The organism is Intrasporangium zincisolvens (assembly GCF_034724055.1).
GTDB classification, from domain to species: domain Bacteria; phylum Actinomycetota; class Actinomycetes; order Actinomycetales; family Dermatophilaceae; genus Monashia; species Monashia zincisolvens.
Genome location: NZ_JAWIIL010000002.1, coordinates 815,215 through 828,314, shown reverse-complemented (window position 1 = coordinate 828,314; position 13,100 = coordinate 815,215). Strand labels below are relative to the sequence as shown.

General features: G+C 72.2%; 13 protein-coding genes. 4 read left to right on the top strand and 9 right to left on the bottom strand.

The genetic code is table 11. The features are described from left to right. Nucleotides 1–68: 68 nt before the first annotated feature. Nucleotides 69–866, top strand: coding sequence for a hypothetical protein (locus RY076_RS08145; protein ID WP_323097104.1), 798 nt, complete (start codon nt 69–71; stop codon nt 864–866). 23 nt (nt 867–889) lie between these two features. Further along, nucleotides 890–1,513, top strand: a complete 624-nt coding sequence (locus RY076_RS08140) for a class I SAM-dependent methyltransferase (protein WP_323097103.1) — start codon at nt 890–892, stop codon at nt 1,511–1,513. 167 nt (nt 1,514–1,680) lie between these two features. Here RY076_RS08140 and dapF read toward each other — a convergent pair whose 3' ends face one another. Genes dapF through miaB form a run of 4 tightly spaced genes read right to left on the bottom strand, consistent with a single transcriptional unit; the run spans nt 1,681 to nt 5,728 of the window. Then, on the bottom strand, nt 1,681–2,532 hold the full coding sequence (dapF, locus tag RY076_RS08135; RefSeq protein ID WP_323097102.1) for a diaminopimelate epimerase: 852 nt from the start codon (nt 2,530–2,532) through the stop codon (nt 1,681–1,683). Between the two features lies 1 nt (nt 2,533). Beyond that, entirely contained in the window at nt 2,534–3,529 is a 996-nt protein-coding gene (miaA, locus tag RY076_RS08130) for a tRNA (adenosine(37)-N6)-dimethylallyltransferase MiaA (protein WP_323097101.1), read from the bottom strand. After that, nucleotides 3,526–4,161, bottom strand: coding sequence for a peptide deformylase (gene def / locus RY076_RS08125; protein ID WP_323097100.1), 636 nt, complete (start codon nt 4,159–4,161; stop codon nt 3,526–3,528). Before def ends, miaA begins: the two co-directional genes overlap by 4 nt. Nucleotides 4,162–4,210: 49 nt before the next feature. Next, on the bottom strand, nt 4,211–5,728 hold the full coding sequence (miaB, locus tag RY076_RS08120) for a tRNA (N6-isopentenyl adenosine(37)-C2)-methylthiotransferase MiaB (protein WP_323097099.1): 1,518 nt from the start codon (nt 5,726–5,728) through the stop codon (nt 4,211–4,213). A gap of 247 nt (nt 5,729–5,975) precedes the next feature. Here miaB and RY076_RS08115 point away from each other — a divergent pair, with 247 nt between their 5' ends. Next, nucleotides 5,976–6,587 carry a YceI family protein gene (locus tag RY076_RS08115; protein WP_323097098.1) on the top strand — a complete coding sequence of 204 codons (612 nt, stop codon included), beginning with the start codon at nt 5,976–5,978 and terminating at the stop codon, nt 6,585–6,587. A gap of 200 nt (nt 6,588–6,787) precedes the next feature. Here RY076_RS08115 and RY076_RS08110 read toward each other — a convergent pair whose 3' ends face one another. The 3 genes from RY076_RS08110 to RY076_RS08100 form a co-directional block, all read right to left on the bottom strand. Then, nucleotides 6,788–7,663, bottom strand: coding sequence for a regulatory protein RecX (locus tag RY076_RS08110; protein WP_323097097.1), 876 nt, complete (start codon nt 7,661–7,663; stop codon nt 6,788–6,790). 2 nt (nt 7,664–7,665) lie between these two features. After that, nucleotides 7,666–8,709: a recombinase RecA gene (recA, locus tag RY076_RS08105; protein ID WP_323097096.1), complete on the bottom strand. Its 1,044-nt coding sequence runs from the start codon at nt 8,707–8,709 to the stop codon at nt 7,666–7,668. 270 nt (nt 8,710–8,979) lie between these two features. After that, nucleotides 8,980–9,231, bottom strand: a complete 252-nt coding sequence (locus tag RY076_RS08100) for a DUF3046 domain-containing protein (protein WP_323097095.1) — start codon at nt 9,229–9,231, stop codon at nt 8,980–8,982. Nucleotides 9,232–9,385: 154 nt separating this feature from the next. On the opposite strand from RY076_RS08100, the gene RY076_RS08095 reads away from it, so the two are divergent. Then, a complete protein-coding gene (locus RY076_RS08095) occupies nt 9,386–10,990 on the top strand; it encodes a DUF3352 domain-containing protein (RefSeq protein WP_323097094.1) in 1,605 nt (534 codons plus the stop codon). Between the two features lie 87 nt (nt 10,991–11,077). Here RY076_RS08095 and RY076_RS08090 read toward each other — a convergent pair whose 3' ends face one another. Both RY076_RS08090 and RY076_RS08085 read right to left on the bottom strand, forming a co-directional pair. Then, entirely contained in the window at nt 11,078–12,184 is a 1,107-nt protein-coding gene (locus tag RY076_RS08090; protein ID WP_323097093.1) for a mandelate racemase/muconate lactonizing enzyme family protein, read from the bottom strand. Beyond that, nucleotides 12,181–13,083, bottom strand: coding sequence for a serine hydrolase (locus tag RY076_RS08085; RefSeq protein WP_323097092.1), 903 nt, complete (start codon nt 13,081–13,083; stop codon nt 12,181–12,183). The genes RY076_RS08090 and RY076_RS08085 overlap by 4 nt, the downstream gene beginning before the upstream one ends. Between the last annotated feature and the right edge of the window lie 17 nt (nt 13,084–13,100).

Genomic DNA, 13,100 nt, shown 5'->3' with positions numbered 1-13,100 from the left:
GCCACGAGCCACTCGTTTGTGCCCGCGCGTACCCCCACGGGGGCTCGGCGCCTCGCTAGCGTGTGCCGGTGGCCCGCCGCCGACACCACGCCGAACCCGGCTCCCAGTGGAGCTCGGGCCCCGTCGTCGACCATGTGGTCGGACGCGTGGACGCGCACCCGGGGCGTCGCCGAGGGCGCCCCCGCCGACGCCCGCTCGTCGTGGCCGGCTGCGTCCTGCTCCTCGTCATCGGGGTGGCGTCGCTCGCCTACACGCCGTTCGCGTGGAGCCGCGGGTCGGCCATGGCCGCGGCCGGCGTGTGCCCGGAGTGGCGTGCACCGGCCGTCGACCCCGGCGGGTGCCTCGTCGAGGTCCCCGGTCGCATCGACGCCCGGTTCAGCCGGGGCGAGTGGCGCTTCGTGCCCAGCGTCACCGGCGTGCGGAACGCCTACGTCCGCTTCGCCGACGACCGGCCTGACACCTCGACCTGGCCGCCCGCGCTGGCGCGCCTGTTGTCCGGGGCGCCGGCCACGGCCCAGTACTGGGGCCGCGAGCCGGTCGCCTTCGTGGTGGACGGCACGCGCGTCCTGACCACGTCGTTCGGCACGACGTACGTCCCGGTCGGGACGTGGTTCGGCGTCATGGGCCTGTCCTTCGCGCTGGCGGGCCTTCCCGGGCTGCTCGGGCGGCGACCCGGCCGGGTCACGCTCGGGCTCATCGGCTCCGGGATCGGCGCGCTCGTGAACCTCGTCGTCGAGTCCACGTCACCGCACAGTTGGACCCACGAGGGCGTGATCTGGGTCGCCGCCGTGGTCGCCGCGGCCGCCCTCCCGGCCCGACTGGTCTCGCACTGGGCCGACCTCGTGGAGGCTCAGGGCTGGGACTGACCGCGGCCGATACGGTGGCCCTGATGAACGAGCGGACCGACCACTACTTCACCGCCGAGCCCGCCTCCCCGGAGGATCTGCGGACGATCGACGTCACGCTGGAGGGCACCCCCTACCGGCTGACGACGGCGCGCGGCGTCTACTCCCCCGAGCGGCTCGACCCAGGCACCGCGGTCCTGCTCTCCGACGTGCCCGACCCCAGCCCCACGGGTGCGCTCCTCGACATCGGCTGCGGCTGGGGCCCGATCAGCCTCACGATGGCGCTCCGCTCCCCCGACGCCCGCGTATGGGGCGTCGACGTCAACCGCCGCTCGCTCGACCTCTCACGTCGCAACGCGGTGACCGTCGGCGTCGGCAACGTGACGTTCTGCGAGCCCGACGACGTGCCGGAAGACCTCCGGTTCGACACCATCTGGTCCAACCCGCCGATCCACGTCGGCAAGCCCGCCCTCCACGCGCTGCTCGAGCGGTGGCTGCCGCGGCTCACCGACGGCGGGGTCGCCCACCTCGTCGTGCAGAAGCACCTCGGCTCGGACTCGCTCCAGAAGTGGCTCAACGCGCAGGACTGGGGTCTGACCTGCACCCGCCGGTCGTCGGCCAAGGCGTTCCGGGTGCTCGAGGTGCGCCGGACCGAGCCGGACGCCTGACGCGCGTCGCTCCCCCCATCCTCGCGCTCGGTTCGAGGTAATCCGTCGCGGAACCGCGCGAGAGATCACCTCCACCCCGCGGCCTCTCGCTTAGTTAGAGGTCTTCCCTCGCGCTCGAGCGCGAGCAGATACCTCGAAAGAGGAACGGCGCGTGCGGGACGCTGGGGTCAGAGCGGGAAGTCGCCGTCCGCGACGAGTGCCGCCGGGCCGGCGAGCTCGACGCGGTGGCCCGGCAGCGGCGTCACCGTGAGTCGGCCACCGGGCACGTCGACCGTCCAGGGCGAGTCGTCCTCCACTCCGGACCAGAAGCGCGTCGCGAGGGCCGCCGCGGCCGCGCCGGTGCCGCACGAACGGGTCTCGCCGACGCCGCGTTCGTGCACCCGCATCGCGATGTGGCCCGGGCCGACGGCCTTGACGAACTCGACGTTGACCCCGTCAGGCTGCTCGGGGTGCACCTCGGGCGCGGCCGTGAGGTCGAGCTGGTCGAGCTCGATGCCCTCGGGCAGCATGACGACCGCGTGCGGGTTGCCGAGGTCGAGCGACAGCGCCGGCACCGGCTTGCCGTGGCGGGGACGCACCATGACGTCGAAGCCGTCGCGGCGGGCACCGTCCTCGTCTGCCAGTCGCCACGGCCCGAGGTCGACGGCGTAGCCGGTGTCGGTGACCCGGATCGTCTTGGTGCCGGCGCGCGTCGCGATGCTCAGCTGTCGGCCGAACGCCAGACCTTCGCGTCGCAGGTACTCCGCGAAGACGCGGGTGCCGTTGCCGCACATCTCGGCGAGCGAGCCGTCGGAGTTGCGGTAGTCCATGAACCACTCGGCGTCCTCCGCCTGGGCCCGCACGGCGTCGTCGGTGGCGTAGCGGGTGCGCACGACGCGGATGACCCCGTCGGCGCCGAGGCCGGCGTGCCGGTCGGTGATGCGCTGCACCTGTGCCGGCGTCAGCTCGAGGGTGCCGTCGAGGTCGGGGACGAGGACGAAGTCGTTCTCGGTGCCGTGGCCCTTCGTGAAGCGCGTCATGTCAGCCATTCTCCGGTACGTCGGGGGCGCAGGCGTCGACCGCCCGCACTGCGGCGAGGGCGCGGTCGAGCAGGTCGGGTGCGTCGGCCTCGAGCCAGACGATCCGGGGGTCGGGGCGGAACCAGGCCTCCTGGCGACGGGCATATCGACGTGTGGCCTGCGCGGTGTCGAGCCGGGCCTGCTCCTCGGACAGGTCGCCGTCGAGGACGGCGATGGCCTGGCTGTAGCCGATGGCACGGCTCGCCGTGACCCCGTCGCGAAGACCGGCGTGGAGCAGCCGCTCGGTCTCCTCGCGCAGCCCCTGCTCCCACATCCGGTCGACGCGTCGGTCGATCCGGTCGCCGAGGACGGTGCGGTCCACACGCAGCCCGAGCACGACTGCAGGCGTGAGGTGCTCGCGCACCGGCATCGAGGCGCTGAAAGGCCGGCCGGTCAGCTCGACGACCTCGAGGGCCCGGACGACGCGGCGCACGTTCCCGGGCAGGATGCGCGCTGCGGCGTCGGCGTCGACGGCACGCAGCCTGGCGTGCATCGTGTCGGCGCCGTCGCGCTCCGCCTCGGCCTCGAGCCGCGCCCGGACGTCGGGGTCGGTCGGCGGGATCTCGAGGCGGTCGAGGGCCGCGCGCACGTAGAGGCCGGACCCGCCGACGAGCACCGGGCGGTGACGGCGGGCCCGGATCGCGGCCATGTCGGCGCGCGAGTCCTCTTGGTAGGCAGCGACGCTCGCCTCATCGGTCACGTCGAGGACGTCCAGCTGGTGGTGCGGGATGCCACGCCGTTCGGCGGGGGCCAGCTTGGCGGTACCGATGTCCATGCCGCGGTAGAACTGCATGGCGTCGGCGTTGACGACCTCTCCCCCGAGCCGCTCCGCGATGTCGAGCGCGAGGTCGGACTTGCCCGTGGCGGTCGCCCCGACGACGGCGACGAGGGGCGTTGCTGCCGCCGCGCACTCATCGCTCGTTCCGGCCGAGGGGGCCGTTGCGGCCGGGTCGGTCACCCGGCGAGCTCGTCGTGCTCGCCGTGGTGGGCGTGCGCGTCGTCGGCGTCCTCGACCTCGTCGTGGCCGAACGGGTCGGCGTCGACCCCGGGCATCCACGAGTGGCCGGGTGTACCCCAGCCGTTGCGTCGCACGGCCTTCTTGGCCTTCTTCGACTGACGCTCGTCGAGGCGGTCGACGTAGAGCGTGCCGTTGAGGTGGTCGTACTCGTGCTGCATGCACCGCGCGAACCAGCCGGTGGCGTCGAACTCGACGCGGTTGCCGTCGACGTCGAGGCCGACGACGTGGGAGCGCTCGGCCCGGCGCAGCGGGAACGACTCCCCCGGGACGGAGAGGCAGCCCTCGGTCTCCTCGTCGGGATCCGGTCGGCCCTGCGGCACCTTCGAGGTGGTCACGGTGGGGTTGATGATGTGGCCCGACTCGGGCACGCCGTCGTCGTTCGGCATCTTCCAGACGAAGACCCGCAGCCCGACGCCGACCTGCGGGGCGGCAAGGCCGACGCCGTTGGCCGCGATGTTCGTCTCGTGCATGTCGTCGACGAGCGTCCTGAGGTCCTCGTCGAACGCGGTGACGAGGGCGGCGGAGCGGTGGAGCACGGGCTCACCACTGATGACGATCGGGCGCACGGTCATGGGCCCAAGTCAAGCATGACGAGGGCCCAGCGCCCGAACCGACCGCAGGTCAGGGGGCGGCGCAGGCCGGCGCGCTCGGCGCCGTCGTGGCGGGACGCCCGATGCTCGGCATGCCGAGGCTGACTGACGGCTTGCGCGACCCCGCCGGGGCCTCCTGCAACGCGGCCCACGCGTCACCGCCGGCCGTGCGGCGGACGCGGTAGGTGCCACCCTCGACCGCCGAGTCGGCGACGAGGTGGTGCGGCGCGCCGTAGGTGACACCGACGGTCACCATGTCGCCGGGCCGCGGCGTCTCGCCGCCCTCGGGGACGGCGAAGTGCACCAGGCGGTTGTCGCGGGCCCGGCCCGACAGGCGCTTGGTCTCGGCGTCCTTGCGGCCCTCGGACGGCGCGACGAGCACCTCGACCTCACGGCCCTCGAGGCGTCGGTTCTCCGACCACGACACCTCTTCCTGCAGGGCGATGAGCCGGTCGAAGCGCTCCTGCACGACCTCCTTGGGCACCTGGTCCTCCATCGTCGCGGCCGGGGTGCCCGGGCGGATCGAGTACTGGAAGGTGAAGGCGCTGGAGAACCGGGCGGCCCGGACGACGTCGAGCGTGCCCTGGAAGTCGGCCTCGGTCTCGCCGGGGAAGCCGACGATGATGTCGGTGGTGATCGCGGCGTCGGGGATGTGCTCGCGGACCGTGTCGAGGATGCCGAGGAACTTCGTGCTCCGGTACGAGCGACGCATCCGGCGCAGCACGTCGTCGGAGCCGGACTGCAACGGCATGTGCAGGCTCGGCATGACGTTCGGCGTCTCGGCCATGGCCAGGATGACGTCGTCGGTGAAGGCCGCGGGGTGCGGGCTGGTGAACCGGACGCGCTCGAGGCCCTCGATGTCGCCGCACGCGCGCAGCAGCTTGCCGAAGGCCAGACGGTCGCCGAACTCGACGCCATAGGTGTTGACGTTCTGGCCGAGCAGCGTCACCTCGACGACGCCCTGGTCCACGAGCGCCTCGATCTCGGCGAGGATCTCGCCCGGGCGGCGGTCCTGCTCCTTGCCGCGCAGGCTCGGCACGATGCAGAAGGTGCACGTGTTGTTGCAGCCGACCGAGATGGAGACCCAGCCGCTGTAGGCCGAGTCGCGCCGGGTGGGCAGGGTCGAGGGGAACACCTCGAGGCTCTCGAGGATCTCGACCTGCGCCTTGCGGTTGTGGGCCGCACGGTCGAGCAGGGCCGGCAGCGAGCCGATGTTGTGGGTGCCGAAGACGACGTCGACCCAGGGGGCGCGCTCGACGATGGCGCCGCGGTCCTTCTGCGCCATGCAGCCACCGACGGCGATCTGCAGGTCCGGGTTCTTCTGCTTGGCCGGACGCAGCTGGCCGAGGTTGCCGTAGAGCTTGTTGTCGGCGTTCTCGCGCACGGCGCACGTGTTGAAGACGACGACGTCGGCGACCTCCGGACGTTGCCCTGCGGGCAGGCTCGCGAGGTCGATGTAGCCGGCGGTCTCGAGGAGCCCGGCGAGGCGCTCGCTGTCGTGGACGTTCATCTGGCACCCGTGGGTGCGCACGTCATAGGTCTTCGGCATCGTCCTTCTCCGTCGCGTCGGCCGGTGGCGCGCGAACGGCGCGCGGGCCGCGTCTAGGGTACGGCGTCCGCGCGGCAAGCCGGTCCCCTCCGCCGAGGCCGACACCGCTCAGCAGGACGTCGACCGCCGTTCACCGTACGGTGGAATAACCGGACTATGGTCCGGGTTGAAGCAACTGCTTGACAGTTCAACGAAGTGAATGCCATACTTCGTTGAAAGTTCAATCAACTACTTCGAAGGACTGATCATGGGACTGTTCAACCGCTCCGCCGCCACGCAGGCCGCCCCGGCCGAGGCCAACTCCGTCGCCGTCGACGACATCACCGGCGAGTACACGATCGACCCGAGCCACACGCGCATCGGCTTCTCGGCCCGCCACGCGATGGTGACGAAGGTTCGCGGCCAGTTCGACGAGTTCGAGGGCTCGGCCCGCGTCGACACCGCCAACCCGGCCAACTCCTCGGTGACGGTCACCATCCAGGCCGCCAGCGTCACGACCGGCAACGAGCAGCGCGACGGGCACCTCAAGACCCCCGACTTCTTCGACATCGCGAACTACCCGCAGGTCACGTTCGTCTCCACCCAGGTCGAGCGTGACGGCGACGAGTGGGACATCACCGGCGACCTGACGATCAACGGCGTCACCAAGTCCGTGACGATCCCCTTCGAGGAGACCGGCTCGGCCAAGGACCCGTTCGGCAACACCCGCGTGGGCTTCGAGGGTGCTGTCACCATCGACCGCACCGACTGGAACCTCTCCTTCAACGCGGCCCTCGAGACCGGCGGCGTCCTCGTCAGCGAGAAGGTCAAGCTCGAGTTCGACGTCTCGGCGATCGCCGTCGTGCCGGCCCAGGCCTGAACCTCCACCTGAAGGTGAACCCCGCCCGAGCCTGAACGGACGCCGGAGCAGGCGTCCTGGACAGGTCACGGCGGGCCACCACGACGAAGGGCGAGGACCACCATGGTCCTCGCCCTTCGTCATGCCCGACCCCGCCCTCACAGACGGCCGGCTGCTGTCGATCATGTCGCCTCGCCCGGCCAATCCGGCCGGCCGGTCGGTCAGTCGCGCTGGTGCTCCTGCGCGAGGTTGACAGCGTCACGGACGACGGGCCAGGCAAGCTCGCCGGCGTAGCCCTTGCGGGCGAGCATCCCGGCCAGCCGGCGTGCCTGCACGTCGGGCGTGAGGCCGTGCATGGTCCGCAGCTTCCTGGCGACGAGCTCCTCGGCCTTGGCACGTTCGTCGTCGCCGTCGACCTGCTCCAGCGCCCCCTCAGCGACGTCCTGGTCGATGCCCTGCTTGCGGAGCTCGTGCGCGAGTGCCTTGCGCGCCAGCCCCTTTCCGGACTGCTTCGACCGGACGAGCATCTCCGCGTAGGCCTCGTCGTCGACGAGACCCACCTCCGCCATCCGGTCGAGGACGCGAGACGCGACATCGTCATCGCACCCGCGGTCGCGCAGCTTGCGGGCGAGCTGGGCGCGACTGCGCGGTGCCATGCTCAGCTGGCGCAGGACGATGGCGCGGGCCACCGACTCCGGGTCGGCATCGGGCGCCTGCTGCGTGGCGTCGGGCGGCGGCGCGCCGTCACCACCACGCGCTCGTCGGGCACCCCGACGGCGGCCGCGCTTGCCCCCCGGGTCCTCGTCGACGCCGGAGGACGGGGCGTCGGCCACACCGGGGCCGGAGCGCTGCGAGGACCGTGCACGGCGCGACGGCCGTGCGCTCTCGAACCCGGCGGAGCCGGACGCGGGTCGGGTGCCCCACGGGGCGCTACCGCTCCAGCCGGTCTGCTCGCCCCAGGATGCGCTACCTCCCGGTCCGTGCACCCCCGCGAAGCCCTCGGCCTCGGCGAGGATCGCCGCGGCCCGCGCCAACCGCTCCTCGACCACGGGGTCGACGGCGGCCGGCCGGGCCGGGCGTCCTGCTGCTGAGCCCACGATCAGAAGTCGACAGGAACGTCCGCACCCTCGGCGGGCTTGTCGACGCGCGGCCCGACGCCGAGCTTCTCCTTGACCTTCTTCTCGATCTCGTCGGCGAGGTCGGGGTTGTCCTTGAGGAAGTTGCGGGCGTTCTCCTTGCCCTGGCCCAGCTGGTCGCCCTCGTAGGTGTACCAGGCGCCGGCCTTGCGGACGAAGCCGTGCTCGACACCCATGTCGATGAGGCCGCCCTCGCGCGAGATGCCCTGGCCGTAGAGGATGTCGAACTCCGCCTGCTTGAACGGCGGCGACACCTTGTTCTTGACGACCTTGACGCGGGTGCGGTTGCCGACCGGCTCGGTGCCGTCCTTGAGCGTCTCGATGCGACGCACGTCGAGGCGGACCGAGGCGTAGAACTTCAGCGCCTTGCCACCCGTCGTCGTCTCGGGCGAGCCGAACATGACGCCGATCTTCTCGCGGAGCTGGTTGATGAAGATCGCGGTGGTGCCGGTGTTGTTGAGCGCACCGGTCAGCTTGCGCAGCGCCTGGCTCATGAGGCGGGCCTGCAGACCGACGTGGCTGTCGCCCATCTCGCCCTCGATCTCGGCGCGCGGCACGAGGGCGGCGACGGAGTCGATGACGATGATGTCGATGGCGCCGGAGCGGATGAGCATGTCGGCGATCTCGAGGGCCTGCTCACCGGTGTCGGGCTGCGACACCAGCAGCGCATCGGTGTCGACACCGAGCTTCTTGGCGTAGTCGGGGTCGAGCGCGTGCTCCGCGTCGATGAAGGCGGCGATGCCGCCCGCCTTCTGGGCGTTGGCGACCGCGTGGAGCGCGACGGTCGTCTTTCCGGAGGACTCCGGGCCGTAGACCTCGACGACACGGCCACGCGGCAGTCCGCCGATGCCGAGCGCGACGTCGAGTGCGATCGACCCCGTGGGGATGACCTCGATCGGCGGGCGGACGTCGTCGCCGAGGCGCATCACCGCGCCCTTGCCGTAGCTCTTCTCGATCTGGCCCATCACCGAGGCGAGGGCCTTGTCCTTGTCCATCACCGATGCCATTGTCTGGCCACCTATCTGCCGTCTGCGCTGCGGTCGTCTGCCTTCGACCCTGTACGACGGCGCTCGTGAGATCCGTTGTCGGGTCAGACGTTAGGGGCCGGCGCCGACATCGGGGTTCACCACGAGACGGCCTGTGGACGATGCCTGGGGCGACACCGGACCTGTGGAGAACAGTACCGAACACGTGTTCGAAGTCGTGCATCGACACGCCGTCGCCGCGCCGGGCCCGCCAGGACGCCCATCAGGACGCCGATCGCGACGGAGCCGGCGTCACGGCCCGGCCACCTGGCCGCCCTGGGCGCCGCGCGCGACCCGTTCGTCACGGCCCAGGCGCCGCGCCTCCGGCACGTCCATGTCCTCGCAGATCGCCTCCCAGACGCGGCGGGGCGGCTCGCCGTCGGCGAGGGCCTGGTCGACGGTCCGGCCGCCGAGCGAGCCGAGGACGTGGTCACGGGCGAGAGAGCGGGCGTACCCCGCCCCGAACTCGTCGTCCATCAGGGTCCAGAAATGACTCATGCGCACCCGCGCCAGTCTGCCACCCACCCCTGCGGGAACCGCCCGGGTCACGAGGTCGTCGCAGGTTCGCCGAACCCGCCCGTGGCCGTCGCCTGCAGGCGATATCGTCTCTCCGCCGCGCCACTGCCGGCACACCGACCTCCAGGGGAGCACCAGTCACATGTCCGATCCATCCCACGGCCCCGGCGGGCCCGCGGGCGGCCCGCAGTCCGTGCCGCAGTCCTACTCCTACCCCGACGCCGCTGACGCCTCCGGGGTCACCGACCCGGCCCAGGGCGTCGGCCTCGCCGACGAGCCGTCGACGCCGGGTGCGGGCAAGAGCCGACGCACCGGTCTGATCGCCGGCGGCGTCGCGGCCGTCGTGCTGCTCGGCGGGGCCGGCGTCTTCGCCGCGCAGCAGCTGAGCGGCGGTGGCTCGCAGCCGGCCGACGTCCTGCCGGGCGACGCCTACGCCTACGTGCGGCTCGACATCGACCCCTCGGCCGGGCAGAAGATCGCAGCGGTGCGCTTCCTCGGCAAGGTGCCGCAGATCCAGAACACGCTCGGCAGTGGCGACCCCCGCAAGAAGCTGTGGGACCTCGCCGCCAAGGACTCGAACGAGGCCTGCATGAAGGCCTTCAACTACGACAACGACATCGCCCCGTGGCTCGGTGACCGCATCGGCCTCGCCCTGCGTCCCGGCGGCACCAAGGACGCCCCGAACATCGCCATGGCCGTGCAGGTCAAGGACGAGGACGCGGCTCGCACGATGCTGACCAAGCTGCAGAAGTGCGGCGACAGCGGGTCGGACAGCGACCTGCGGATGAAGGACGGCTACGCCATCATCACGCCCAAGGGCGTCGGCGACGCGACGCTCGCGGCGACGGCCAAGGGCAGCCTCGCCCAGAACACGACCTTCACCGGCGACATGTCCGCCCTCGGCGAGCAGGGCGTCATGTCGGCGTGGATGGACATGGGCCGAGGCCTTTCCGAGCTGCAGAAGCTCGGCGCCACCAGCGGCATGGGGGCCGTGCCCACCGCGAACGCGAAGGGCCGCTTCACCGCCGCGCTGCGCTTCGACGCCGACTACGTCGAGCTCGCCGGCCTCGTCCGCGGCGCCGACGCCACGAAGACCGTCAAGGGCGACGGGTCCGAGTTGGCCAGCCTGCCGGCCAACACCATGGCGGCCCTGCAGCTCTCCGGGGGTGACCAGGCCGTCGACACCGCCTGGCCCGCGCTCAAGAAGCAGCTCGACACCCTCACGACCGGCGGCCAGGGCGGCCTCGAGGACATGGTCCAGCAGCAGCTCGGGCTCAAGCTGCCCGACGACCTCAAGGCGCTCCTCGGCCGCTCGTTCACGCTCTCGCTGCCCGACCAGGACTTCCAGTCCGCAGCTCCGGCCATCGGCGCGAAGATCGTCTCGAGCGACGCCAAGCGCGCCGACGCCGTCATCACCAAGCTGCTGCAGGCGGGCGGCGGCGGGGTCGACCTCACGCACCGCGTCGAGGGCGACAAGGTCTACGTCGCGACGACGTCGGACTACGCGGACGACCTCAAGGCCGGTGGCCGGCTCGGCGACTCCGACGCCTTCAAGCAGGCGGTCGGCGACGTCAGCGGCTCCAACGCGGCCCTGTTCCTCGACCTCGACAAGCTCGAGAAGCTCTACCTCCCCGGCGTCCACGGCCAGGAGAAGACCTTCCTCGAGTCGCTCAAGGCCGTCGGCCTCAACGCGACCCAGACGGGCGCCGGTGAGGCCACGTTCACGCTCCGCGTCCTCGGCAACTGACGCCGCATCGGCAGTAGCACGACCCACCCGGCCCCGGGTGACGCGAAGGGCCCCGCCTCGGCGGGGCCCTTCGTCGTGCTCCGGACGTCAGACGCCCGCAGCAACCCCCGCGACCCCGAAACCAGCTCCCGCGGGCAGGCGGATCTCGTTGCCCGAGTAGTCGATCCCACCGTCGACGGGTGAGGCGACCGACCACCAGGCGGCGTCGAGGTCGCTGACCTCCGTCGTCGGCTCGGCCGCCACGAGGGCCGCGGCGGCACCGACACCGACGTGCGACTCCATCATCGAGCCGACGATGGTGCGCAGGCCCGCGTCGTGCGCGCGGCGCAGCAGGTCGCGACCCACTGCGAGCGAGCCGCACTTGGCGAGCTTGACGTTGACGAGGTCGGCGGCGCCGAGCCGGATGATCCGTTCGAGGTCGTAGGGCCCGAAGCACGACTCGTCGGCCATGACCGGCAGCCCGACGCGCTCGCGCACCCACGCCAGGCCCTCGACGTCGTCGGCGACGACGGGCTGCTCGACGAACTCGACGCCGAGGTCGGCCACCTCCAGCGCCCGGATGACGCGGACGGCCTCCTCGCGCGTCCACCCCTGGTTGGCGTCGAGGCGGATGGCGACGTCCGGGCCGACGGCGTCGCGGACCGACGCGACGCGCTGGACGTCCGTGTCGGCGTCGGTGCCGACCTTCATCTTCAGGGTGGTGAAGCCGTCCGAGACCCGCGAGCAGGCCGTGTCGGCGAGGTCCGCGGCGGCCCCCGCCGACAGCGTGACGTCGGTGACGAGCACCGGCTCCGGGACGCGTCGGCCCTCGGCGAGCAGCGTGGCGACCGAGACGCCTTCCGCCTGGGCCAGCAGGTCGTGCAGCGCCGCGTCGAGCGCCGCCTTGGCGCCGAAGTTACGGGCCACGGTGCGGGCGACGACGCGTCCGAGGGCGGCGAGGTCGTCGCGGTCCTCGAGCCGGTGGCCCCGGACCGCGGGGGCGAGCATCTGCTCGAGGCAGGCCGTCGCGCTCGCCAGCGACTCGCCGGTGACCTGCCAGACCTGTGGTGCCTCGCCCCACCCGACCCGGCCGTCGCTGTCGGTGACGCGGACGAGGACCGTGTCGACGGTCTCGGTGCGCCGCAGCGCAGTGACGAAGGGGGTGTGCAGGGGGACGGACGACGCCGTCGTCTCGACGCGCACGACCGTGGTCACGCGGTCACCCCCGTCGCGTCCGTCGTCGTCTGCGACGCGGGGTCGGCAGCGGCGCGGAGTCCGGGATGGGTGGCGGCCCAGACGTCACGGGCGACGCCGGCGACGAGCGCGGCCGCGTCCTGCTCGTCGAGGTCGACGGTCGTGCAGACGGCGAGGACGAACGGCTCCTCCCCCACGGGCCGCACGAGGGCGACGTCGTGCGACACCCCGGGGATCCAGCCGGACTTGCTCGCGGTGGGCGTACCGGCCGGCAGCCCGGCGGGCACCTGGTCGAGGTGCTGCTGCCGGGCCAGGATCGCCTCGACCGGCCCGAGCACGGGCTCTCCACCCAGCGCCGGGTCGCGGCGCCCGACCGCAGCCATGAGGCACCCCAGGTCCGCGGCGGTCACCGTGTTGGTGATGCCGGCCGCGCGGGCTGCGGCGTCCTCGATGCCGCGGCCGACGACGGTGGCGCCCGAGCAGCCGGCGAGGCGCAGCACCTCGGCGACCTCAGCGAGGCCGACGACGTCGATGAGCAGGTTGGTCGCGAGGTTGCCCGAGTGGGTGATGGCGTGCTCGGCGAGCTCGCGCAGGGTGCGCGCGCCGCCGACGGCCGCCCACGTGTCCGGGTCCTGGTCGTCGCCCTCGTCCATCGCGAACGGCGAGCCGTCGAGGACGGAGGCGAAGGCGTTGTGCACGGGGTAGGAGGCGTCGAGGTCGAGCTCGCCGCGCACGACACGTCGCATCGCCGCGACGACGAGCGGCAGCTTCATCGTCGAGGCCGCGTAGTGCGGCGCGTCGGCGTCGCGGGCCCACGTGGGGCGGCCGTCGAGATCACCGAGCCACACGGACAGCGTCGCGCCGTCGGTGTGCCCGAGGTGGGTCAGGCGTGAGTCGAGGTCCGTGAAGGGCGAGGGCACCCTCGCACGGTAGACGA

What these genes read in the sequence shown, in the direction of transcription:
- dapF (WP_323097102.1), bottom strand. Translation starts at nt 2,532, where the DNA reads ATGACGCGCTTCACGAAGGGCCACGGCACCGAGAACGACTTCGTCCTC.
- RY076_RS08115 (WP_323097098.1), top strand. Translation starts at nt 5,976, where the DNA reads ATGGGACTGTTCAACCGCTCCGCCGCCACGCAGGCCGCCCCGGCCGAG.
- miaB (WP_323097099.1), bottom strand. Translation starts at nt 5,728, where the DNA reads ATGCCGAAGACCTATGACGTGCGCACCCACGGGTGCCAGATGAACGTC.
- RY076_RS08095 (WP_323097094.1), top strand. Translation starts at nt 9,386, where the DNA reads ATGTCCGATCCATCCCACGGCCCCGGCGGGCCCGCGGGCGGCCCGCAG.
- recA (WP_323097096.1), bottom strand. Translation starts at nt 8,709, where the DNA reads ATGGCATCGGTGATGGACAAGGACAAGGCCCTCGCCTCGGTGATGGGC.
- RY076_RS08140 (WP_323097103.1), top strand. Translation starts at nt 890, where the DNA reads ATGAACGAGCGGACCGACCACTACTTCACCGCCGAGCCCGCCTCCCCG.
- def (WP_323097100.1), bottom strand. Translation starts at nt 4,161, where the DNA reads ATGACCGTGCGCCCGATCGTCATCAGTGGTGAGCCCGTGCTCCACCGC.